Raw genomic sequence first — 20,080 nt, forward strand, 5'->3', positions numbered from 1 at the left:
ATAGAAACAGGGGGACTCGTGAATGGAAACGATTTTATCTGTCCGAGACTTAGCGGTCTCGTTCCATACGTATGCTGGAACGGTACAAGCTGTTCGCAACGTATCGTTTGATTTGAAAAAAGGCGAGACGCTCGCCATCGTTGGTGAATCGGGTTCTGGTAAATCCGTCACTTCAAAAGCGATCATGCGTCTGATCCCGAACCCGCCAGGTGAAATCACGAACGGAGAAATCTTGTTCGAAGGTAAAGACTTGGCGAAGTTGTCGGAAAAAGAAATGTTGAAGATCCGTGGCCGTGATATCGCCATGATCTTCCAAGATCCAATGACATCACTCAACCCGACGATGACGATCTTCAAACAGATCGCTGAAGGATTGAAGCAACACCAAGGTCTTACGGGTGAGGATGCGAAGAAGCGTACGCTTGAATTGCTCACACTCGTCGGGATTCCAAACCCAGAAGCACGTCTTAAGCAATATCCGCACCAACTCTCAGGTGGTATGCGTCAACGGATCGTTATCGCGATCGCGCTCGCATGTAACCCTAAAGTATTGATCGCCGATGAGCCGACGACAGCTCTCGATGTAACGATTCAAGCTCAGATTTTGGAACTCTTGAAAGACATCCAACAAAAGACCGGCACAGCGATTATCTTCATCACGCACGACCTCGGTGTCGTCGCGAACATGGCTGACCGTGTTGCCGTCATGTACGCTGGTAAAATCGTCGAGAAGGGAACGGTCGATGAGATCTTCTACGAGCCGCGTCACCCATACGCATGGGGACTGCTCGGATCGATGCCGCGCCCATCTGATGACCCGAACGAGGCGCTTCCGGCCATCCCAGGTACGCCGCCGAACTTGCTCGACCCGCCAAAAGGCGATGCGTTCGCACCACGTAACCCGTATGCGATGAAGATCGACTTTGAAAAAGAACCACCGATGTTCCAAATTAGCGACACGCACTATGCGGCAAGTTGGTTATTGCACCCGCAAGCACCGCAAGTGAGCCCGCCGAGAGCAATCCGTGACCTTGCACTCAAGTATCGTCCGGACAGCGCGTTCGCCAAATCGATTTTGAAAGGTGGTGCTGAATAATGGAACGCGAGAAATTACTCGAAGTAAAAGACCTGAAGCAGCACTTTAAAATTGGCCGAGGCCGCGTCGTTAAAGCGGTCGATGGCATCTCGTTTGATATCTACAAAGGTGAAGTACTCGGTCTCGTAGGGGAGTCCGGTTGTGGGAAATCGACGACAGGTCGTACCATCATCGGTCTTTATGACGCGACGGACGGTGACGTCGTCTTCAAAGGCGAAAACGTTCATGGCAAGAAGTCAAAAGCGGAGAAGTTGAAATTCAACCGGGCCATGCAAATGATCTTCCAAGATCCATACGCATCGCTCAACCCGCGGATGACGGTCGCTGATATCATCGCTGAAGGCATTGATATCCACGGCCTTGCCAAGACGAAAGAAGACCGGATGAACCGTGTCTATGACCTTCTCGAAACGGTCGGTCTTACGAAAGAGCACGCGAGCCGTTACCCGCACGAATTCTCGGGCGGTCAACGTCAGCGGATCGGGATTGCCCGCGCTCTCGCAGTTGAACCAGACTTCATCATCGCCGATGAGCCAATCTCGGCTCTCGACGTATCGATCCAAGCTCAGGTCGTCAACTTGATGAAAGAATTGCAACGCGACCGTGATTTGACGTACTTGTTCATCGCCCACGATTTGTCGATGGTCAAGTATATCTCAGACCGGATCGGTGTCATGTATCAAGGTCACCTCGTCGAACTCGCTCCAGCAGCGCGTTTGTATGAGAACCCGATTCACGCCTATACGAAGTCGCTTCTCTCGGCGATCCCGCTTCCGGATCCAGAGCACGAGCGCACACGTAAGCGGATCGTGTATGAGTCGAAGTCACTCGGTGCCGTCGGACGTTCGGATGAGGATTCAAGCATCCCGCCGCTCCGTGAAGTCGAGCCAGGCCATTACGTCTCATTGACAGACGAAGAATACGAAGCGTATAAAGCGCAACTCGTATAATTAGAAAGTCCCGAATCCAACCGGATTCGGGACTTTTTTTGAGCGCAAAGAAAAACACCGTCCAAGGACGGTGTCAGGCGTTTGAGATGCGTGGCAAGTTCGAGAGCCGTTCGACGACCGCGTCAATCAGGCGGACACGGGCAAGGGCATCTTCGATTTCCATCGTCTCATAGTGATGCAGTCCGCCAGGTTGTTCCACGTACGTATCCGCATCATGGACGAGCTGTTGGAGTGGGGTACGTTGAATCCGGTTAGGCGGGAGATAGGAATCGGTATGAAGCAAAATCATGACCGAGATCTCTTTCGCGCGGGCCGGGTCTTCCCCGAGACGAATCAACAGCTTATGGGCGCGTTCGGCCCCTTTAATGGCATGAATGTCGTTTTGACGGTATAAATCGTAGTTCCATTTGCCTTCGGTGTACCATTCGTAGTGACCGATGTCATGGAGCAGAGCGGCTTTCGTCGCTAAATCCGTATCAAGCCCTCGTCGCGTCGCCAATTCGAGAGCGCGTTCACACACGTCGACGGCGTGTTTCAGACCGGAACGGGTCAAATATTTTTGGGTGACCGGATGTTGCATAATCGTCTCTAGCGTAATTCTCATATTCGCTCTCCTCCTTGGTGATTTCAAAGGTTATTTCTATTAACTATACGGGAATTGAAAAAGAAAAGCAAATTTGGAACGTGTGAAATGATGAAAATCTTCGAGATTGTTCAACCATTTTCATAAGAATGTGCTATAATTTAATTGTAGATTAGTGCAAGTTCAAGATTTTCAGATTCAGTAACGGTCGGTGGGTCGAGTCCTTATGGCGTTGGGGGTGAGAGACCATGAAAGAGCGTGACAAAGTATTGCAACAGAAAAAGAAACTTCTGAAGGAAGTCCTCAAGAAGAAATTGAAAGACTTACAAGTGAAGCCTGGCAAAGAGACGGTATCACAACCGGTTTCTCGAATGCCGGCGTCCTAGAACGGTCGATCAAGGGTCGCATTCTCCTGAGTGCGTCCTCTTTTCTTACCCGAGTGAGAAAAGTTATCATTGAAGTTTCAATAAATAAGAATTATTATAATTAAGTGGACGAATTTTTGGGTATACAAATAGAGTCACTTGAAAAAGATGAACGAACACTTGATCAGGGAGGAACGAAAATGGTCACATTGTACACGTCTCCGAGCTGCACATCGTGCCGAAAAGCACGGGCATGGCTCGAGGAGCATGATATTCCATTCACGGAACGGAACATATTTTCAGAACCACTCTCACTCAATGAGATCAAACAAATCCTACGTATGACAGAAGATGGGACAGATGAAATCATCTCGACCCGATCTAAAGTTTTCTCGAAAATCGACGTATCGGTCGATGCGCTTTCACTCCAACAACTATATGATTTGATTCAAGAATATCCAGGATTGCTCCGCCGTCCGATTCTGATTGATGAAAAACGTCTTCAAGTCGGGTACAACGAAGATGAGATTCGTCGATTCTTGCCGCGCAAGGTCCGGACGTTCCAACTTCAAGAAGCGCAACGACTCGTCAACGAGTGAGGAAGCATACTGTCTAAGCAGTGTGCTTTTTATTATTCCGTTTTTCCGATAAAATAGTAGTAACAACCCCATCATCAATAGATTGACACGTTAAAAAAAGGGTACTATGATAACAAGACAATTTCCCCTCTCCTCCTTAATTGTTGAAGTAGGAGTGAGGTGAGAAGGGAGTGGACAATCGTGAAAATTGAGCGCATCAACGACAACACCGTCAAATTTTTCATTACGTATGTCGATATCGAGAAACGCGGTTTCGCTCGTGATGAAATCTGGTATAACCGAGAACGTGGTGAGCAGCTGTTCTGGCAGATGATGGACGAAGCGCACGAACGAGAAGATATCTCGTTTGATGGTCCACTATGGATACAAGTACAAGCGTTTGAAAAAGGACTTGAAGTGACCGTGACGATCGCGAAAAATGTGATTGACTCTGAAGACGATTCTGAGCTCGGGTCACTATTGCGCTCGGCAATCGACGAGGCGCGCGATCAGCAATCGGTGCTTGATCAATTGAGTGAACTTGATGAAATCGAAGCCGAGCCGGAGGCGTGGGCTCCGCTCGCCATGGAAACGGATGACTTTGAGGCGATCATCTCGCTCAGTAAACGAGCAGGAGAGGCGTTGAACAACGTCAACCTTAAGTTATTCCATTACGACAATCGGTATTACTTGTGGATTGACTTCCCAGACGAGATGGAACCGGAAGAAGAAGAGAACGTATTAAGTCTCTTAGCCGAGTATTTGACGTTCAGCACGCAGACGTTAGCGATGCTTGAAGAATACGGCAAGCTCATTCTCGACGGGGATGTCTTCTCAAAAGTCCGTCACTATTTCTAAACCCTAATCGCCTGTTCATGTGGACAGGCGATTTTTTTACCAATTTATACATATGAAGAGGTGTCGTGATGCTCAAGCGGATTCAATTAAAGTTGGAAGATAGCACCTGGTTCGTCCCGTTTTTATACGGAGTGGGAGGGATCGCGTTAACGTTCCTGACTCAATATTTTGGAAGCTTCTTTCGGGAGCTGTTACCGGAAATCATTTATTTAGACAAGGATTCAGCAGCTTCTGTCCTGTCTTCGTCGTTCACGAGCCTCATGACGATGATGACGTTCAGCTTTTCGACGATCCTCGTCGTTTTGACGACGTATTCGTCGCAGTTCTCGCCTCGGACGATCAATAACTTTTTGACGAACTCGGCGTCGAAGCATACACTCGGCCTGTTCATCATGACGACGGTGTACGGCATTACGAACTTGTTCCTTATCCGGACATCGGATGAAGACGTCGTACTCGCTTCAGGCATCAGTGTCCTGCTCGTGGTCAGCTCGATTTGGGCGTTCGTTAAATTCATTCAAACGATCAGCGTCTCGATTCAAGCGGAACGCCTCTTATCGGCATTGCACCGCGAAGCGCTATCCGTCATCGAAAACCAAAGACGGGCGGTCGAAGAGGAAGACATGTATATCGTCCCGAAACGAACGGTTCACACGTTCGAAGGACAGGCGGTCTATGCCTCTCGAACGGGCTACGTCCAACTGTTCTCGAGCGAGAAGCAGGAGAGCCGTGACGCTGACTTCGAATCGGTCGTGGCCGTTGGGGACTTTGTAGCGGAAGGAGATATTCTCGGCTATTGGCTCGCAGAAGAAGCGCCCGATATCGACGTGTTCCAAATCGGCGAGATCCGTTCATCGATTCAAGACCCGGCGTTCGTCATCGAGAAGTTGAGTGAGATCGCGCTGAAAGGCGTCTCACCGGGCATCAATGATCCGAATACGGCGATTCACGCGATTCATTACATCGGCGATATTTTACGCGAACTGAGCCGATTGCCGGCAGGCGACTTTTTATTCTCCAACGACAAGAGCAACTGGCATGCCAAACGTAAAACGATGGAAGCGACATTGTTCGAGGCGTTCGCTCCTGTGAAGACGTATGCGAGTCACGACATTTTCGTGATGGCATCCGTCTTCGAGGCGATCCGAATCGCGCGGATTCAGGCACACGCCTCGCATGACGAAACGTTCGAGGACTTCATCGACTACTTTGAGGAAGCGCTCGACTTGGATGAGTTGCATCCACGAGAGAAAGCGTTCTTGACGAATCAGATGACGAAAGCACGGAAAATACGTGATTAACGAGAAAGGAAGGGGTCCGAGAAGACCCCTTCCTTTCTGTGCATCATGAGAGGGTATAGCCCCCATCGACCGTAATGGCTTGGCCGTTGATATAGCTCGACGCCTCACTCAACAAGAAGGTCACGACCGGCGCCACTTCATCCGGTTTAGCGGCATGTCCCCGGAAATGATGGGTCATCGCCTCTTGGAACTTGGCTTCCCCGCCGTACAACTTGTGACTGAGCGGGGTGTCGACCGGACCGAAACAGACCGCATTGAAGCGGATTTTGCCTTTCATTCGATGGGCGAACGTCTTCGTCAAGGCGATGACGGCCGCTTTGGACGCGGCGTATGGACCGAGCATCGGTGGGAATTTGACGTGGCCGACGATGGCAGCGTTGTTGACGACGCTCGCTCCATTCGCGAGGAGCGGGATAGCGCGTTGGATGAGTCGGTTTGTCGCGAGCACGTTCAGTTCGAAGACGTCATCGAACGCGGACGCAGGCAACCGTTCCGGCGTCCCGGGGCGCCCGAACGTCGCCGCGTTATTGAATAGTCCGTCTAACGTGATGGCCCGGTCTTTGAGTTCGTCCATCATCGCCTCGATGTCGTCGGGTTGGGACAAATCGCATGCCATAAACGTGACGCGAGCGGATGCCGCCTCGATTTCTTCGCCTCGTGCCTCGTCTCGGCCGATGCCGATGACGTCATGTCCTTCCTCTGCTAACCGGAGGGCGACGGCCCGTCCAATCCCGCTCGTCGCTCCCGTAATCAAAAATGTGCCCATATTTCGTTCGCTCCCCTCAAAAGATGGCGTTAAGTTGTATAATTATGATAATACATGATAGAAACGGGGTCAGTTTATAATATGTTGCGACGCATACAAGTCCTTTTATCCCTGATTTTGCTCGCAGGTCTCATTGCCGTATTATCATATTACTGGAGCTCCCAAGTGATTGGCTTGTTCTCGGTGCTCGTCTTTTTGACGACGTTCAGCATTTTGCTCGTCATCTTGCTCGAGAACCGCAATCCGCAACGGACGCTCATTTGGGCGATCGTCATGCTTGGCTTCCCGGTCGTCGGTCTGTTCGCTTATTTCGTATTCGGACAGAACTATCGCCGGAAGCGGATGTTCAAAGAGAAAGCGATGCTCGATGAAGAGACGTACCTCGCCTATCGGCAGAAGGCGATGACGTTGTCGCCGTCACTCATGTTCTCCCACGACGATTATGAGAAATTGCTCCATTTGACGTCGTCACTCAATCAATTACCCGTCTCATCGAACACGTATACGCAAGTGCTGACGAACGGGCAAGAAAAATTTTCGAAACTGTTGCCCGCCTTGAAAGGGGCGACCCGCCACATTCATCTTGAATATTATATTTTCCGGGAAGATCGTATTTCTCGGGAAATTCAACGCATTTTGATCGACAAGGCGAGGGCGGGGGTCGAGGTCCGCTTCTTGTACGATGCCGTCGGCTCGATCCATACGAGCGGGACGTTCTTCGACGAGATGCGGCAAGCAGGCGTCCACGTCCAAGCCTTCTTCCCCGTCGTCTTGCCGCTCGTGTCGAGCAAGACGAACTACCGCAACCACAGGAAGATTGTCGTCATCGACGGCACGGAGGCGTTCACCGGCGGGTTGAACGTCGGTGACGAGTATTTGGGCGAACATTCGAAGTTCGGCTTCTGGCGTGACACGCATCTGTACGTCAGAGGGGAAGGGGTGTCGGAACTGCAACTGATCTTCTTGCAGGACTGGTACTATATGACGGGCGAGCGCCTGTTCACTCCGTTTTATCTCGAACCGCTCGAGACGGTACGCAGCGCGAGCGGGGGTGTACAGATCGTGGCGAGCGGACCGGATGAACCGTATGAGACGATGAAGTCGATCTATTTCGCGCTGATCAACGCCGCGAAAAAATCGGTCTATATCTCTTCGCCGTATTTGATTCCCGATGAGGACATCATGAGCGCGCTCAAGACCGCCTCGCTATCCGGAATCGATGTCCGGATCGTGCTCCCGAGTTATCCGGACCATAAGATTGTGTTTTATGCGAGCCGGTCGTACTTCGAGGAGCTGCTCAGCGCCGGTGTGAAGATTTATCTGTATGAAGAAGGGTTCATGCACTCGAAAGTCATCGTCGTCGACGATGGGCTGGCGACAATCGGGACGGCGAACATGGACTTCAGGAGCTTCCACCTCAATTTCGAGGTGAATGCGCTCTTATACAACACGAATTCCGTCCATCAACTCAAGCAAGATCTCTATAAAGACTTTGAAGGGTCACACGAGTTGGAGTTGCAGGCGTTCTCGGAACGGTCATACTTCATCAAACTCGTCGAGTCATTGGCCCGAATGTTTTCACCACTACTATGAGGGGGAAGCGGCATGCGGTTTGCCATCGATCGGACAGGGGGGTATGTCGATGCCCTTACGTTAAGTCGGGGGCGGATCGAGCCGTTTGCCCCTTTTGTGTGTCCAGAATGCGGGGAACGGGTCATCGTCAAGCAAGGAGTGAGGCGACGCCTTCATTTCGCACATGTCCATCCGTGTGGACGAGGCGAGTCGACGGGGCACCACGAAGACAAATGGGGTGTTCGGCAGTGGCTTCAGACACAAGGTTACGCCGTCGAACAAGAAGTCGTCATCGGCGCACGTCGTGCCGATTTGCTGGCCCGACGCGACGATACAAGGCTCGTCATCGAAATTCAAGCGTCGACGCTCACAATCGAGTCTTATGTCGAGCGGACGAGACATTATCGCGACAACGGACTCGATGTCGTCTGGCTGGCGAGCGGATTAGAACCTAGTGCTTGGCCTTCATTGCAGCCGTGGATGCGTCACGAACTGTTTAGACGGCATGGCCTCCATGTCCCTTACAAGCAATCACTTTATCGTTTCATTGGCTTCCCGATATCGGTTCGACGTGGCGTTGGTCATTGGCAGACCGTATCGTCATTCTCGAGTTCGCCGTTCGAATGTTATTATCGTTTCGACGCCCAGCAATGGGTTCAACTCGTCCGGCGCCGCCGGATGACCCCGCCCTATCCGACGCAGCAGTACCGCCGGCTCGTCTTGAACCGATTGTATCCGATCGGAATGTTACCATCTCTCATGCCGAGTTGCTGTTACTTGCCGTTATCCTCGCTTTGGGGCATCCACGTCCATCCGTTCACATTTCAGACGGTGCTTTATTTGAATCGGCGTGAGCGTCCCGGAGACTCCGTCGCATGGAGTATCGAGAAGACGTGCCGCCAGTTTGACGTGACCCCGACAAGCGACTTTCTCCAAGCGTTTGAAGTACAATGGAGACAACTCTTGAACGTGTTTGATATGACGGAGTCGGTGCGGGATTGGCACGTCCCAAAGACGCTAGAGACGGCCCTTCTCCACGATCTTCGATTATTTCAAGGGTTTCAGCGATTCATGGCGAAATCGTATACAAACTAGGAAAAGGAAGTGGACATATGTCAGAAGTACTTACACGAAAACAAGTACCTGTCGAGGAGACGTGGAACTTGGAGACGATTTATGCGGACGATCAGGCGTGGGAACACGATTTTGAGGCATTGAAAGCAAACGTGCCGGCCTTGGTCGAGTTTAAAGGTAAACTCGGGGAATCAGCCTCTACTTTGTTTGAAGGCCTGCAACTTCGCGACGACATCTCGCGTCAATTGCATAAACTGTATACATACGCCCATATGCGTTATGACGAAGATACGTCGAACAGTCATTACCAAGCGTTGAACGACCGGGCGGGCTCGCTCGCGGCCCAAATCTCGGCTCAGCTCGCATTCATGACGCCGGAACTGCTCGCCATCGATGAGAGTCAAATCGAGGCGTTCATGGCGGAACACGAATCGCTCAACGTCTATCGCCATGCGTTCGACGAGTTGGCGCAAGAGCGTCCGCACGTGTTGACGGAAGCCGAAGAGGCGATTCTCGCTCAAGCTGGTGACGTGCTCGGCCAGTCGAGTTCGACGTTCGGCATGCTCAACAACGCCGATTTGAAATTCCCGAAAGTGAAGAACGAGAAAGGTGAAGATGTCGAATTGACGCATGGCCGTTACATCACATTCCTCGAGTCGAGCGACCGTAGCGTCCGCGAAGGGGCGTTCAAGGCGATGTACGGCACGTACGAGCAATATTTGAACACGTTCGCCTCGACGTTGTCAGGCAGCGTGAAGAAGGATAACTTCTATGCGACGGTCCGTAAGTTCGAGAGTGCCCGTCAAGCGGCGCTCCATCATAACGCCATCCCGGAAGCGGTATACGACGGTCTCGTCGAAGCGGTGAACGAGCGCCTCGACTTGTTGCATCGTTACGTCGCGCTCCGGAAACGGGCACTCGGTGTGGACGAGCTGCATATGTATGACTTGTATACGCCGCTCGTGAAAGACGTGGACATGAAAATCCCATATGACGAAGCGAAAGACTTGATGGTCGAGGGACTCGCACCACTCGGCGATGAGTACGTCCAAATCGTCAAGGACGGTCTCGATTCACGCTGGGTCGACGTCCGTGAGACGCGTGGCAAACGGAGCGGTGCTTACTCTTCAGGCGCGTACGACACGCAACCGTTCATCTTGATGAACTGGCAAGACAACGTCAACAACTTGTTCACGCTCGCCCATGAGTTCGGTCATTCGGTCCATAGCCATTACACGCGGGCGTCGCAGCCGTATCCGTACGGGGATTACTCGATCTTCGTGGCCGAAGTGGCATCGACGACGAACGAGGCGCTCTTGAACGACTATTTACTGAAGACGCGCACAGACCGCCAAGAGCGGCTCTATCTCTTGAACAATCAGCTCGAGACGTTCCGTGGCACGTTGTTCCGTCAGACGATGTTCGCCGAGTTCGAGCATATGATCCATAAAGCGGCCCAAGATGGCGTCTCGCTCACACCTGAGTACTTGAATGAGACGTACCTCGAGCTCAACAAGCGATACTTCGGAGACGAGCTCGTCATCGATGGGGAGATCGCCTTCGAATGGGCACGGATCCCGCACTTCTATTACAACTACTACGTCTATCAGTATGCGACGGGCATCTCGGCGTCGGCCGCATTGTCGCAACAGATCATGGACGAAGGGGAACCGGCCGTCCGTCGTTACATCGACAAGTTCTTGAAGGCCGGGTCGAGCGATTATCCAATTGAAGTATTGAAGGCGGCTGGAGTCGATATGACGACGAAAGCACCGGTGCTCGCAGCGCTCGATCAGTTCGAGGCCGTGCTAGACGAGATGGAAGCGTTACTTTTCCAATAAAAGAAGCGGGGCGTGAACATTATGTGACAATATGAACAAAGTGCTTGTCACGGTGCGCTCGTCTCGGTATATTATAAGTGTGAAATCAATCACAAACCCCTTTATTGACCGTAAACTTTCTCCCAACCTGTGATCTGTATAGATACTCGGGTACGATGTTTTCCGTCCCCGCGGGAAACATCGAAAAAACCCACGGCTCCCCGGCCGTGGGTTTTGTTGTGTCATTTATTCGTCGCCCAAGCTTCGCCGCTGCAGCCCGGGACAGGCCGGCAACGTTGTTGGAGCGACAGTTTTTTTAATTCTCTTTCGATGATAGGCTTGTCGAGCTCTAAAATGAAAGCGAGCTCGGTAATCGTTGAGGCGTCATAGTGTCCTAACACTTTCTCGACGTTCCAATCGGTCTCACGGGGCGGTACATAGCCGAGCAGTTCGGCCATGACAGCCTGATAGACGTCATACGGATAGAGTCCTTCGATTTTGAGCGCCTCGTCACGCGTGACGAACGTCAAGGCGGGAAGCGATTCGATTTCCCAGTCTTTCAAGATCTCATGATCGACCGCCAGTGCGCTCAGCAGTTGATTGGATTGGATATCGGCAGCCAACTCATCGATGTCGAGTCCATAACTGACGAACGAGCGGGCAATTTCCCATAAGTCGCTGTCGCTAGAGCCATCCTTCAAAAAGATATCGTTAATATGCAGATGGCGCATGAAGCGCATCGCATGACGTTTCCCTTGTAACTCCATAGCCTTGATCATCGTGAGAAGGCGAACCTCTTCTTGACATCCGCCAACACAACTAGGAACCGTCGAAACCATACGGAAACGAATCAAGTGCCCGTATTCAAGTTCGAGTTTTTTAATGAGTGTCATCACGTGAAGCCCGTCTGGATCTGAGATGTCCATGAAATAGAATAACTCTAATGGCTTATATGTTACTTGGATAGAAGATTCTTCCAATGAACAGGATGACTCATTACATTGTTCAAGTTCCATTGTGTCGCCTCCTCTCGTAAACAAAAATCAAATATATCGTATGCTCATTGTAGCAACGAAAAAAAAAGGTTGGCAACGTATCTGCTCAACCTTGGTTTCGACGCATCTTTTCTTCCATGAATCGAACGATTTTATTTTTGGCGGGCCGGAGGGGAATGCCATGGCGATGAAGAAGCTGTTCGAACGCGATTTTGCCCTTCGCTTCATCGGTCACTTCAAATTCTATTTCATAGTCGTGAATCTCCAAATAATGACTTTCGTCGAGGACGAGCAGACCGTCTGGCGTCTCGATTTCCGCGCGTTTCGTCTCAAGGCGACCGAGATGTTCGAGCGGGCCGGACAAGTCGAACGCGGCGAGCGCCTCTTTCATTTGGTCGTCATGGATGATGCCGTATTTGAACAAGTTTTCGGCCTCTGCCTCATTGATTGGGGCATGCGTCTCGAGCAGTCCAACGTCATGCGGTTGTTTGAGTGTCAACACTTGGCCATGTTTTTTCTCGCGAATTCGTAGGGCGGCGCCGTGCTTCTTCAGTTCGAACGTCGGTGTATCGAAATAGTCATTCGCTTGCCATTTCACTTTGTCCGTTAAATCGTAGGCGGTGAGCAAGGTCTCATACTCGTCTTTCGTCAACATCGATTTGAATTCAATTTCCACTTCTTGGGTCATAAATCATCGCTCCATTCTATGAACAATTGTTCGTTTATGATACCATACAATCGGATACATACGGAAAAAGCAGGGTTTTCCGAAATGAACGAAAGTGGTGACAGCATATGCAATCAATGGATTGGGATCAATTTTTAGTGCCGTATCAAATCGCGGTCGATGAACTGAAAGTTAAATTCAAGGCGATTCGGAAACAATATAAATCTCAAAACGACCACTCACCGATCGAGTTTGTCACGGGACGGGTCAAACCGGTCGGTAGCATTCTCGAGAAGGCGAAGCGAAAGCAAATTCCTTACGACAAGTTGTCGACGGAGATGCAAGACATCGCCGGACTCCGCATCATGTGCCAATTCGTGGACGATATCGTCCACGTCCTTGAACTGCTCCATCACCGGACCGACTTTAAAATCGTCGAGGAACGTAACTATATCACGAACCAAAAGGAATCGGGCTACCGCTCTTACCATTTGATTCTCGAATACCCGGTTCAAACGATTCATGGCGAGTTCCCGACGCTTGTCGAAGTCCAAGTGCGGACGCTTGCGATGAACTTTTGGGCAACGATCGAACACTCGCTCAACTATAAATACGACGGGGATATGCCGGTCGAGGTGCAGGAGCGCCTGCGCCGGGCGGCTGAAGCGGCATTTTTGCTCGATGCCGAGATGAGTCAGCTCCGCGTCGAGATTCAAGATGCACAGCAAGTGTTCCGGGATAAAGAAATGAACGTCCAAACGGACCAAGACTAGGGGGCCAAGGCATGCAGTTTGCGATTGTAGCACGGGGAGACGCGCGTTCGGCCGATATTGCGCGCGAGTTGACGAATAAATTGACCGAAGCGGGGCATTCGGTCTCGAAAGAGCCGCGGATCGTCGTCTCGGTCGGTGGGGATGGGACGATGCTCCAAGCGTTCCACGAATATATCGACCGGCTCGATGATACGCTGCTCGTCGGGATTCATACGGGCCATCTCGGTTTTTACGCCGACTGGCAACCAGACGAGCTCGACGAGTTGACGGAAATGATCACGAGCGAATCGTTCGAACCGGTGTCTTATCCGCTCGTCGAGGTGCTCATCGATTACGAGGACGGGACGACCGAACGACAACTCGCCATGAACGAGTGTACGATTAAAAACTATAAACGTACGCTCGTCTGTGACTTGTCGATTCGCGACGATTATTTCGAGACGTTCCGAGGTGACGGGTTATGCATTTCGACACCATCCGGGTCGACGGCCTATAACAAAGCACTCGGGGGTGCCATCGTCCATCCGTCGATTGAAGCAATCCAAGTGACGGAGATGGCGTCAATCAATAACTTGGTGTACCGGACGATCGGTTCACCGCTCTTGTTGCCGAAGCATCATCAAGTGAAGATCGAGCCGCACACGAAAACAGAATTCGAACTCGCGTTCGATCACCAAGAAGCATTGTCGTGGTCGAACGTGCGCTCGATTCGCTGTGCGGTCGCGAAAGAAAAAGTGACATTTGCCCGGTTCCGCCCGTTCCCATTTTGGCGACGGGTCCGGGAATCGTTCATTGAGGAAGGGAAGTAACCGATGTACGGATTCACATTGCATCGCGTCGCGGGGGCGAACGTCCCGCTGCGCGATTTTTTAATGACAGACTGCGGCATCTCGCGCAAGATGTTGACCCAAATCAAACAAGGGGGGCTCATCCTCGTCAACGGAGAGCCGCGGACGGTACGTTATGACATCAGCGAAGGAGATGATGTGACGGTCCATTTCCCGGTCGAACAGCCGGCGGAGACGATGGTCCGCTCGTCACGCCCGCTCACGATCCTGTTTGAGGACGACTATTTGCTCGCCGTCGATAAACCGGCTGGGATCGCGACGATCCCGTCCCGGCTTCATCCCGACGACACGCTTGCCAATGCGGTGCTCGGATATTACGAGCGAATCGGATTGCAGTCGGCGATTCACGTCATCAATCGACTCGATCGTGACACGAGCGGCGTCGTCTTGTTCGCAAAATATGCGTACGTGCACCATCGGTTCAGTGAATTGCAACAGACCGGGGGCTTGTCACGGACGTATCTCGCTCTCGTCGAAGGCGAGGTTTCGCCACAGACGATTGACGCTCCCATCGGCCGTGCCCCGGATTCAATCATGGAACGAATCGTGACGGCAGACGGACAGCACGCCGTGACCCATATCCTCGAAGTAGAGCCACACGAGGCATATACAGCGCTGACGATCGCCCTCGAGACCGGACGGACGCATCAAATCCGCGTCCATCTGCGCCATATCGGGCATCCGCTCCTCGGGGATACGATGTACGGTGGTAAGACCGTACTCGACCGTCACGCGCTCCACAGCGCCTCGGCGACGTTTTGTCACCCGATGACGGGGGAGAGACTCGTCATTGAGGCGCCATACCCGCATGATTTTCGACTTGAAGCATAATACAAACAGTCCCGCACTCAGCTGAGCGCGGGACTGTTTTTCAATCGTCGTCGAACATATACGATTTTGATTTCGACGCGACGTTCATGACGAGGCCGATGGCAATCATGTTCATGATGATCCCGGTCCCGCCGTAACTGATGAACGGTAACGTCAGACCGGTGATCGGAAGGACACCGATCGTCATGCCGATGTTCTGGAAAATTTGGAACGTGAACATGGCGATGACTGCGGTCACGATGTAACTGCCGAACGGACTGCTTGCCTCAAGCGCGATATGAATCATCCGGTATAAGAACAGGAAGAAGACGATTATCACGATGGCCGCACCGATGAACCCATAATGTTCAGCGATGACGGCGAAAATGAAGTCGGTCTGCGACTCCGGCAAATAGACCAAACCTTGACCGTAGCCGGCCCCGAACATTTGACCGGACCCGATCGCCTGAAGCGATTTAATCAATTGGAACGCCAAGTCGTCGGAATACTCATACGGATAAATCCACGCTTGGAATCGATTCAAGGCGTGTCCCGGAACAAAGCTTTGCAACACCTCGAAATGGGAGAAGAACAAGTACATGAAACCGCCGATCGTCACGGCAGCGGCGCTGAACAGACCGAGCAACCATTTCCAGCCGATTCCGGAGACGATGATGATGGCCCCGAGCATCGTGATGAGAACCAGTCCGGTCCCTAAATCCGGTTGCGTGACAATCAGTGCGAGCGGCGGAATGGCGAGTAGGACGAGCTTCATTAACAGCCACGTGTCCTGTTGGGATGAGCCGTAGCGTTTATTATGGTCGTAGACGATCGTCGCCATGGAGATGAGCAAAAACAACTTCATGAATTCGGCCGGTTGAAAACTGAAACCCGGCACGTTGTACCAGCCGTACGCCCCGTTGATGTTTGGAACGAGTGTCGTATCCCGGAGCGGTATCAAGCCCACTAGCAGCAAGAGCCCGAAGGAATAGAGATACCAGTGAATTTTTCGCAACTGTTCGTACTCGATCGTCATGATGGCGAACATGGCCACGAACCCGATGATGTAACGGATTCCTTGATCGAATGCGAAGTTGATATGTTGTAATCGTGTCGGCAACATCGGTTGTGCCGTGTAAATGGCACCTAGGCTTATGACCATCAAGAAAAAGACGATTGTCAAAAGTGTCGTGTCTAAACTTCTTAAATAAGATTGAATGCGGTTCATGATGAAGTCGTCTCACCCTTTCTATACGTATTTTATCTTACCGTAAGTTAAAAAAATCGCAATACGTTACGCGCTAGTTGACAAAACAGACACCATTCTGTAATCTGATAACAGATGTTATAACCAGGTACTAAAAAGGGGAGTTTACGATGTCAATCTATCCAACGTTAACGAATAAGACGTATGTCGTCATGGGAATTGCCAATAAACGCTCGATCGCATGGGCGATCGCGAAGACGCTCGACGCGGCAGGTGCGAAGCTCGTCCTTACGTATGCGGCCGAACGGTTCAAATCAGGTCTTGAGTCGCTTGCGGCCGATTTGAACGGAGAGGCCCTACTTTTAGAATGCGACGTCACGAACGACGAAGCGATCGATACTACGTTCCGTACGATTCACGAACAAGCAGGGCCGATTCAAGGAATCGCCCATTCAATCGCATTCGCTGACAAAGAAGCACTACGCGGCGAATTCTCGGAAATGACGCGCGGGCAGTTCGCGCAAGCGCTCGACATTTCGGCGTACAGTTTGACGGCAGTCGTCAAAGCGGCCAAGCCGTATTTCGCAGAAGACGCTTCGGTCATCACACTCACGTACCTCGGCGGTGAGCGCGTCGTCCCGAACTACAACTTGATGGGTGTCGCAAAAGCAGCCCTCGACTCGAGCGTCAAATACTTGGCGAACGAGTACGGACCTCACGGCGTCCGCGTTAACGCGATCTCGGCAGGACCGATTCGCACGTTATCGGCCAAAGGTGTCGGCGACTTTAACAGCATTTTGTCTGAGCTTGAACAGAAGGCGCCACTGCGTCGCAACGTCTCGGCAGAAGAAGTGGCCTCGACGGGCTTGTTCTTGTTATCGAGCATGGGTAGCGGTGTGACAGGAGAAGTCATCCACGTCGACAGCGGTTATCATATTTTGTAAATATAGGGGAAGGGCGCAGCGATGCGCTCTTTTTTGTGTTATTCCGACCTGATTTCGGGTAAGGACCTGTGAAGGAGGTTGGATCATGGGTCCTTATCAGATTGATTTCACGGTCGTCCAATATGGAAATCGCCAAGTTCAACCGACAGAACGGGCGAATATCGAGCCGGTCACGCGGATTCAGCGTGTCCAACGAATCCGGCCGCGCCAAGAAGAATGGCTAGAAGCCGAACAACAAAACAGCCCCGGTCGATTTGTCGACCGGAGCGTGTAATCTTATCCGCGGAACCGGAACGTCTCATAGACGTTCCATGTTTCGTTTTCGAGCTCATACATGACGGCCATACGGTTGACCGTTTCCTCGAAATGAACTTGCTCCATGCGCATCCGTTCGAGCACGTCGAACAGTTCGGCATCGGTCAAATCTTGCCCGATGGTGATGTGCGGGAGAAACTCGTATTTGGGAGGCTGGTTGAGAAGCCCCTCGTGGAGCTTGTCTTGGAGCGCTGACAGTTCGCGCGTCGGCAACACTTTTAAGTAGAGGACGTTGTTCGTCGGTGCGAACGAGCGGACCCCATCGATTTTTAATTGGATCGGTTTGGTCGAGTCCGCGACTTGTTGCAAATACTCGAGCACTTTCGGTAAATCGGCTTCGTCAATCTCCGTGCGTTCCTTGATTGTCACGTGTGGTGAAATCAAGGCGTACTTCGTATCGTACCGCTTCCGATACGAGTTGGCGAAATCTTGAACTTGTTTTGATGGAAATAAGACTACCCCAATCTTCATTCCAGTTCCCCCTTTATAAAGTGGTCTACTTTTTTATGATGACCGATTTATTGAATGAAGTCAAAGCGGGCTTAGTCTTTTTTTCGAGTTTTCAGTATAATAGAGGTTGAGTACTTCGGGAGAAACCTTCTCGAGATGAAAGGATGTGTAGCGGGAGTGTTCCCGCCTAGATGATGAAACATGTACCACACTCACGAGACGTACGCGAGGCCGCACGGGCTCGCTTGATTGAACGGGGCGTATCGATTGAATCGATCGCCGAGATCGTCTATCAAATGCAGGCGCCGTATTCGCCACACTTGTCATTGAAAGACTGCACGGAATCGGTCGAGGCCGTGTTAGATAAACGAGAGCTCCAACATGCGATTCTCGTCGGATCAGAACTTGATATTCTCGCCGAACGCGGACAGTTGTCCGAGCCACTGTTGTCAATCGTGGCATCGGACGAGGGCTTGTTCGGTGTCGATGAGACGATTGCCATCGGGGCCGTCAACACATATGGTTCCATCGCCGTCACGACGTTCGGATACTTAGACAAAGCGAAAATCGGTATCATCAAACAGCTCGACACGAAAATGGAAGATGGTCAAGTCCATACGTTCATGGACGACCTCGTCGGCGCGATCGCGGCGAACGCATCGGGACGCTTGGCGCACCGCTTGCGCGATATGACCGACTTTGGCGAAGACGAGATGCGGGAACGGAAAGGCTTGTATTAATGACACCGCGCTCAAACATGTTGGCGATCACCGGGGCGATCAGTTTCGTGCTCTTCTCGGTGGTCGTTGTTTTAGGTTGGGTGGTGCCGGTTGATAGGTTCGTCACGTCTACGCTTGACCCGCTCGCCGGTCCGCTGTTCGTCTATGTGACCGAGCTCGGCAGCGTGAAGGTATTGATCGGCCTGTCGTTTATCGGCATGCTTTATTTTTTGTGGCGGGGCGACCGGTTCGAGGCGTTTCGTTTACCGATTGTCGTCATTACGACGCTACTTGTGACGCAAGGGCTGAAACTCATCTATGGTATCGACCGGCCGTCAATCGATGCGGCGCTCGACGCGACGACGTACAGTTTCCCAAGCGGTCATGCCTCAGGGTCACTCGCGTTGTATGGACTGCTCGCCGTATTGGTGTATCGACGGAATGAGACCGTCGCAGGCTTGATTCTGCTCGTCACAATGACGTTGGCCGTCTCGTTCAGCCGGGTCATCTTGAACGTCCATTATTTTAGTGACGTCATCGGAGGCTGGCTCGTCGCCCTTGTCATCGTGGCGGGGTCAGAAATGGTAAGGAGGAAACAAATTTGATTCTTGTAACACAAGTCGAAACATGGTTGTTTATGGACCGCGACCGGGCTGATGCGGCGGAAGCGCCGACGATTCTGGTCGAAAAGGATGCGTCCGGAGCCAAATCGTTCACCGCGATGCGGACATTGTTCCAACTGAAGAAGTGGACAGGGCAACACCGCTTCGTGCCGCTCTTGTCGTGTGATGAAGCGGCTTATCGAGCCTACGAGGTGTTTCATGTCGATGCCAAGCCTCCGTTCGCCATCATTGAATCGGGACATGTATTGATGAAGGACAATGAGCGGGATGAGGCCTATGAAGGCGCCCTGCGCGACGCAGGTGTCACGACAGACCGCGAGCGGATCGCGTTCGCAGCGGATTACCTTGAACGGGAACTCGGTGAACCGGTCATACTCGCCATCGATGAGGCGATCACGTCGCATCCCCGCGTGCCAGATGACGTATGCGTACCGGGAAATGTGATGCAGACAAGTGAACGGCTGTTCGCTTGGGCGAACCGACAACAAGCGGAGAGAGGTGACGTACGATGAACGAGTGGGAACAAAAGATCCAAGCACTACTCGACGGTTCGGTCGAAGAGTTACTCGTGCCAAAAGACGATTTTTTGACGGTCCGCTCGCTGTTGATCGACAAGGGCTGGATGTTTGAAGTCGTCGGGGAAGCGAAACACGGGGGCGTCACAATTTATCGGAAGAACGAAGCCGGTTCGACAGAATAAGCGGCTACGGATAAAGGAGGGGCAAAGGGCAAATGAGGTCCTGTGCCTCTTTTTTCTGGTCGCACG

At 51.8% G+C, this 20,080-nt stretch carries 24 protein-coding genes; 18 read left to right on the forward strand and 6 right to left on the reverse strand.

Features of this window, described 5'->3' with window-relative positions:
* Positions 1-22: 22 nt before the first annotated feature.
* Both AC13H5_RS05370 and AC13H5_RS05375 read left to right on the forward strand, forming a co-directional pair.
* The gene (locus tag AC13H5_RS05370; protein ID WP_215190258.1) at positions 23-1,096 is read left to right on the forward strand and encodes an ABC transporter ATP-binding protein; all 1,074 of its coding nucleotides are present in this window, start codon (positions 23-25) and stop codon (positions 1,094-1,096) included.
* Positions 1,096-2,046, forward strand: a complete 951-nt coding sequence (locus AC13H5_RS05375) for an ABC transporter ATP-binding protein (RefSeq protein WP_034776942.1) — start codon at positions 1,096-1,098, stop codon at positions 2,044-2,046. Before AC13H5_RS05370 ends, AC13H5_RS05375 begins: the two co-directional genes overlap by 1 nt.
* A gap of 73 nt (positions 2,047-2,119) precedes the next feature.
* On the opposite strand, the gene AC13H5_RS05380 is transcribed toward AC13H5_RS05375, so the two are convergent.
* On the reverse strand, positions 2,120-2,650 hold the full coding sequence (locus tag AC13H5_RS05380; RefSeq protein WP_034776944.1) for an HD domain-containing protein: 531 nt from the start codon (positions 2,648-2,650) through the stop codon (positions 2,120-2,122).
* Positions 2,651-2,877: 227 nt separating this feature from the next.
* Here AC13H5_RS05380 and AC13H5_RS05385 point away from each other — a divergent pair, with 227 nt between their 5' ends.
* The 4 genes from AC13H5_RS05385 (at position 2,878) to AC13H5_RS05400 (ending at position 5,731) form a co-directional block, all read left to right on the forward strand.
* Positions 2,878-3,015 (forward strand): hypothetical protein, encoded by a 138-nt coding sequence (locus AC13H5_RS05385; protein ID WP_016510424.1) that lies wholly within the window; start codon positions 2,878-2,880, stop codon positions 3,013-3,015.
* 179 nt (positions 3,016-3,194) lie between these two features.
* Positions 3,195-3,593: a transcriptional regulator SpxA gene (spxA, locus tag AC13H5_RS05390; protein ID WP_015881217.1), complete on the forward strand. Its 399-nt coding sequence runs from the start codon at positions 3,195-3,197 to the stop codon at positions 3,591-3,593.
* A gap of 180 nt (positions 3,594-3,773) precedes the next feature.
* On the forward strand, positions 3,774-4,430 hold the full coding sequence (gene mecA / locus AC13H5_RS05395; RefSeq protein ID WP_034776946.1) for an adaptor protein MecA: 657 nt from the start codon (positions 3,774-3,776) through the stop codon (positions 4,428-4,430).
* Between the two features lie 68 nt (positions 4,431-4,498).
* Entirely contained in the window at positions 4,499-5,731 is a 1,233-nt protein-coding gene (locus AC13H5_RS05400) for a DUF2254 domain-containing protein (RefSeq protein WP_215190257.1), read from the forward strand.
* A 43-nt stretch (positions 5,732-5,774) separates the two neighbouring features.
* Here AC13H5_RS05400 and AC13H5_RS05405 read toward each other — a convergent pair whose 3' ends face one another.
* The gene (locus AC13H5_RS05405) at positions 5,775-6,497 is read right to left on the reverse strand and encodes an SDR family NAD(P)-dependent oxidoreductase (RefSeq protein WP_034776950.1); all 723 of its coding nucleotides are present in this window, start codon (positions 6,495-6,497) and stop codon (positions 5,775-5,777) included.
* Positions 6,498-6,578: 81 nt separating this feature from the next.
* On the opposite strand from AC13H5_RS05405, the gene cls reads away from it, so the two are divergent.
* Genes cls through pepF form a run of 3 tightly spaced genes read left to right on the forward strand, consistent with a single transcriptional unit; the run spans position 6,579 to position 10,984 of the window.
* Positions 6,579-8,090: a cardiolipin synthase gene (cls, locus tag AC13H5_RS05410; protein ID WP_034776952.1), complete on the forward strand. Its 1,512-nt coding sequence runs from the start codon at positions 6,579-6,581 to the stop codon at positions 8,088-8,090.
* Between the two features lie 12 nt (positions 8,091-8,102).
* On the forward strand, positions 8,103-9,164 hold the full coding sequence (locus AC13H5_RS05415) for a competence protein CoiA (protein ID WP_483546442.1): 1,062 nt from the start codon (positions 8,103-8,105) through the stop codon (positions 9,162-9,164).
* 17 nt (positions 9,165-9,181) lie between these two features.
* Positions 9,182-10,984, forward strand: a complete 1,803-nt coding sequence (pepF, locus tag AC13H5_RS05420) for an oligoendopeptidase F (RefSeq protein WP_034776956.1) — start codon at positions 9,182-9,184, stop codon at positions 10,982-10,984.
* Positions 10,985-11,205: 221 nt separating this feature from the next.
* Here the strand turns inward: pepF and AC13H5_RS05425 are convergent, their stop codons facing one another.
* Complete coding sequence (locus AC13H5_RS05425; RefSeq protein WP_483546443.1) at positions 11,206-11,979, reverse strand: DsbA family protein; 774 nt, start codon at positions 11,977-11,979, stop codon at positions 11,206-11,208.
* Positions 11,980-12,064: 85 nt separating this feature from the next.
* Positions 12,065-12,646 carry a CYTH domain-containing protein gene (locus tag AC13H5_RS05430; protein WP_205729338.1) on the reverse strand — a complete coding sequence of 194 codons (582 nt, stop codon included), beginning with the start codon at positions 12,644-12,646 and terminating at the stop codon, positions 12,065-12,067.
* Positions 12,647-12,753: 107 nt separating this feature from the next.
* Here AC13H5_RS05430 and yjbM point away from each other — a divergent pair, with 107 nt between their 5' ends.
* From yjbM to AC13H5_RS05445, 3 genes are read left to right on the forward strand one after another with little or no spacing between them, the layout of a single operon-like run.
* Positions 12,754-13,398, forward strand: a complete 645-nt coding sequence (gene yjbM, locus AC13H5_RS05435; RefSeq protein WP_034776960.1) for a GTP diphosphokinase — start codon at positions 12,754-12,756, stop codon at positions 13,396-13,398.
* Between the two features lie 11 nt (positions 13,399-13,409).
* Positions 13,410-14,207 (forward strand): NAD kinase, encoded by a 798-nt coding sequence (locus AC13H5_RS05440; RefSeq protein WP_034776962.1) that lies wholly within the window; start codon positions 13,410-13,412, stop codon positions 14,205-14,207.
* 3 nt (positions 14,208-14,210) lie between these two features.
* Positions 14,211-15,077: an RluA family pseudouridine synthase gene (locus tag AC13H5_RS05445; protein ID WP_483546444.1), complete on the forward strand. Its 867-nt coding sequence runs from the start codon at positions 14,211-14,213 to the stop codon at positions 15,075-15,077.
* 40 nt (positions 15,078-15,117) lie between these two features.
* Here the strand turns inward: AC13H5_RS05445 and AC13H5_RS05450 are convergent, their stop codons facing one another.
* A complete protein-coding gene (locus tag AC13H5_RS05450; RefSeq protein ID WP_483546445.1) occupies positions 15,118-16,284 on the reverse strand; it encodes an FtsW/RodA/SpoVE family cell cycle protein in 1,167 nt (388 codons plus the stop codon).
* 149 nt (positions 16,285-16,433) lie between these two features.
* On the opposite strand from AC13H5_RS05450, the gene fabI reads away from it, so the two are divergent.
* Together fabI and AC13H5_RS05460 are read left to right on the forward strand one after the other, a co-directional pair.
* Positions 16,434-17,207 carry an enoyl-ACP reductase FabI gene (gene fabI, locus AC13H5_RS05455; RefSeq protein ID WP_131433674.1) on the forward strand — a complete coding sequence of 258 codons (774 nt, stop codon included), beginning with the start codon at positions 16,434-16,436 and terminating at the stop codon, positions 17,205-17,207.
* Positions 17,208-17,292: 85 nt separating this feature from the next.
* Positions 17,293-17,481, forward strand: coding sequence for a hypothetical protein (locus AC13H5_RS05460; protein ID WP_021066964.1), 189 nt, complete (start codon positions 17,293-17,295; stop codon positions 17,479-17,481).
* Positions 17,482-17,483: 2 nt separating this feature from the next.
* On the opposite strand, the gene AC13H5_RS05465 is transcribed toward AC13H5_RS05460, so the two are convergent.
* Complete coding sequence (locus tag AC13H5_RS05465) at positions 17,484-17,993, reverse strand: YjcG family protein (RefSeq protein ID WP_034776969.1); 510 nt, start codon at positions 17,991-17,993, stop codon at positions 17,484-17,486.
* A gap of 173 nt (positions 17,994-18,166) precedes the next feature.
* On the opposite strand from AC13H5_RS05465, the gene AC13H5_RS05470 reads away from it, so the two are divergent.
* Genes AC13H5_RS05470 through AC13H5_RS05485 form a run of 4 tightly spaced genes read left to right on the forward strand, consistent with a single transcriptional unit; the run spans position 18,167 to position 20,014 of the window.
* Positions 18,167-18,712 (forward strand): phosphatidylglycerophosphatase A family protein, encoded by a 546-nt coding sequence (locus tag AC13H5_RS05470; protein WP_034779805.1) that lies wholly within the window; start codon positions 18,167-18,169, stop codon positions 18,710-18,712.
* Positions 18,712-19,296, forward strand: a complete 585-nt coding sequence (locus AC13H5_RS05475) for a phosphatase PAP2 family protein (protein WP_034776971.1) — start codon at positions 18,712-18,714, stop codon at positions 19,294-19,296. Before AC13H5_RS05470 ends, AC13H5_RS05475 begins: the two co-directional genes overlap by 1 nt.
* On the forward strand, positions 19,293-19,826 hold the full coding sequence (locus AC13H5_RS05480) for a hypothetical protein (RefSeq protein WP_483546446.1): 534 nt from the start codon (positions 19,293-19,295) through the stop codon (positions 19,824-19,826). Before AC13H5_RS05475 ends, AC13H5_RS05480 begins: the two co-directional genes overlap by 4 nt.
* On the forward strand, positions 19,823-20,014 hold the full coding sequence (locus AC13H5_RS05485; RefSeq protein ID WP_034776975.1) for a hypothetical protein: 192 nt from the start codon (positions 19,823-19,825) through the stop codon (positions 20,012-20,014). The genes AC13H5_RS05480 and AC13H5_RS05485 overlap by 4 nt, the downstream gene beginning before the upstream one ends.
* Positions 20,015-20,080 lie beyond the last annotated feature (66 nt).

The organism is Exiguobacterium sp. FD-YE-25-4 (assembly GCF_057004685.1).

Excerpts from the sequence above, each read along its gene's own strand:
- AC13H5_RS05370 (WP_215190258.1), top strand. The coding sequence starts at position 23 with ATGGAAACGATTTTATCTGTCCGAGACTTAGCGGTCTCGTTCCATACG.
- AC13H5_RS05375 (WP_034776942.1), top strand. The coding sequence starts at position 1,096 with ATGGAACGCGAGAAATTACTCGAAGTAAAAGACCTGAAGCAGCACTTT.
- AC13H5_RS05380 (WP_034776944.1), bottom strand. The coding sequence starts at position 2,650 with ATGAGAATTACGCTAGAGACGATTATGCAACATCCGGTCACCCAAAAA.
- AC13H5_RS05385 (WP_016510424.1), top strand. The coding sequence starts at position 2,878 with ATGAAAGAGCGTGACAAAGTATTGCAACAGAAAAAGAAACTTCTGAAG.
- spxA (WP_015881217.1), top strand. The coding sequence starts at position 3,195 with ATGGTCACATTGTACACGTCTCCGAGCTGCACATCGTGCCGAAAAGCA.
- AC13H5_RS05400 (WP_215190257.1), top strand. The coding sequence starts at position 4,499 with ATGCTCAAGCGGATTCAATTAAAGTTGGAAGATAGCACCTGGTTCGTC.
- AC13H5_RS05405 (WP_034776950.1), bottom strand. The coding sequence starts at position 6,497 with ATGGGCACATTTTTGATTACGGGAGCGACGAGCGGGATTGGACGGGCC.
- cls (WP_034776952.1), top strand. The coding sequence starts at position 6,579 with ATGTTGCGACGCATACAAGTCCTTTTATCCCTGATTTTGCTCGCAGGT.
- AC13H5_RS05415 (WP_483546442.1), top strand. The coding sequence starts at position 8,103 with ATGCGGTTTGCCATCGATCGGACAGGGGGGTATGTCGATGCCCTTACG.
- pepF (WP_034776956.1), top strand. The coding sequence starts at position 9,182 with ATGTCAGAAGTACTTACACGAAAACAAGTACCTGTCGAGGAGACGTGG.
- AC13H5_RS05425 (WP_483546443.1), bottom strand. The coding sequence starts at position 11,979 with ATGGAACTTGAACAATGTAATGAGTCATCCTGTTCATTGGAAGAATCT.
- AC13H5_RS05430 (WP_205729338.1), bottom strand. The coding sequence starts at position 12,646 with ATGACCCAAGAAGTGGAAATTGAATTCAAATCGATGTTGACGAAAGAC.
- yjbM (WP_034776960.1), top strand. The coding sequence starts at position 12,754 with ATGCAATCAATGGATTGGGATCAATTTTTAGTGCCGTATCAAATCGCG.
- AC13H5_RS05440 (WP_034776962.1), top strand. The coding sequence starts at position 13,410 with ATGCAGTTTGCGATTGTAGCACGGGGAGACGCGCGTTCGGCCGATATT.
- AC13H5_RS05445 (WP_483546444.1), top strand. The coding sequence starts at position 14,211 with ATGTACGGATTCACATTGCATCGCGTCGCGGGGGCGAACGTCCCGCTG.
- AC13H5_RS05450 (WP_483546445.1), bottom strand. The coding sequence starts at position 16,284 with ATGAACCGCATTCAATCTTATTTAAGAAGTTTAGACACGACACTTTTG.
- fabI (WP_131433674.1), top strand. The coding sequence starts at position 16,434 with ATGTCAATCTATCCAACGTTAACGAATAAGACGTATGTCGTCATGGGA.
- AC13H5_RS05460 (WP_021066964.1), top strand. The coding sequence starts at position 17,293 with ATGGGTCCTTATCAGATTGATTTCACGGTCGTCCAATATGGAAATCGC.
- AC13H5_RS05465 (WP_034776969.1), bottom strand. The coding sequence starts at position 17,993 with ATGAAGATTGGGGTAGTCTTATTTCCATCAAAACAAGTTCAAGATTTC.
- AC13H5_RS05470 (WP_034779805.1), top strand. The coding sequence starts at position 18,167 with ATGAAACATGTACCACACTCACGAGACGTACGCGAGGCCGCACGGGCT.
- AC13H5_RS05475 (WP_034776971.1), top strand. The coding sequence starts at position 18,712 with ATGACACCGCGCTCAAACATGTTGGCGATCACCGGGGCGATCAGTTTC.
- AC13H5_RS05485 (WP_034776975.1), top strand. The coding sequence starts at position 19,823 with ATGAACGAGTGGGAACAAAAGATCCAAGCACTACTCGACGGTTCGGTC.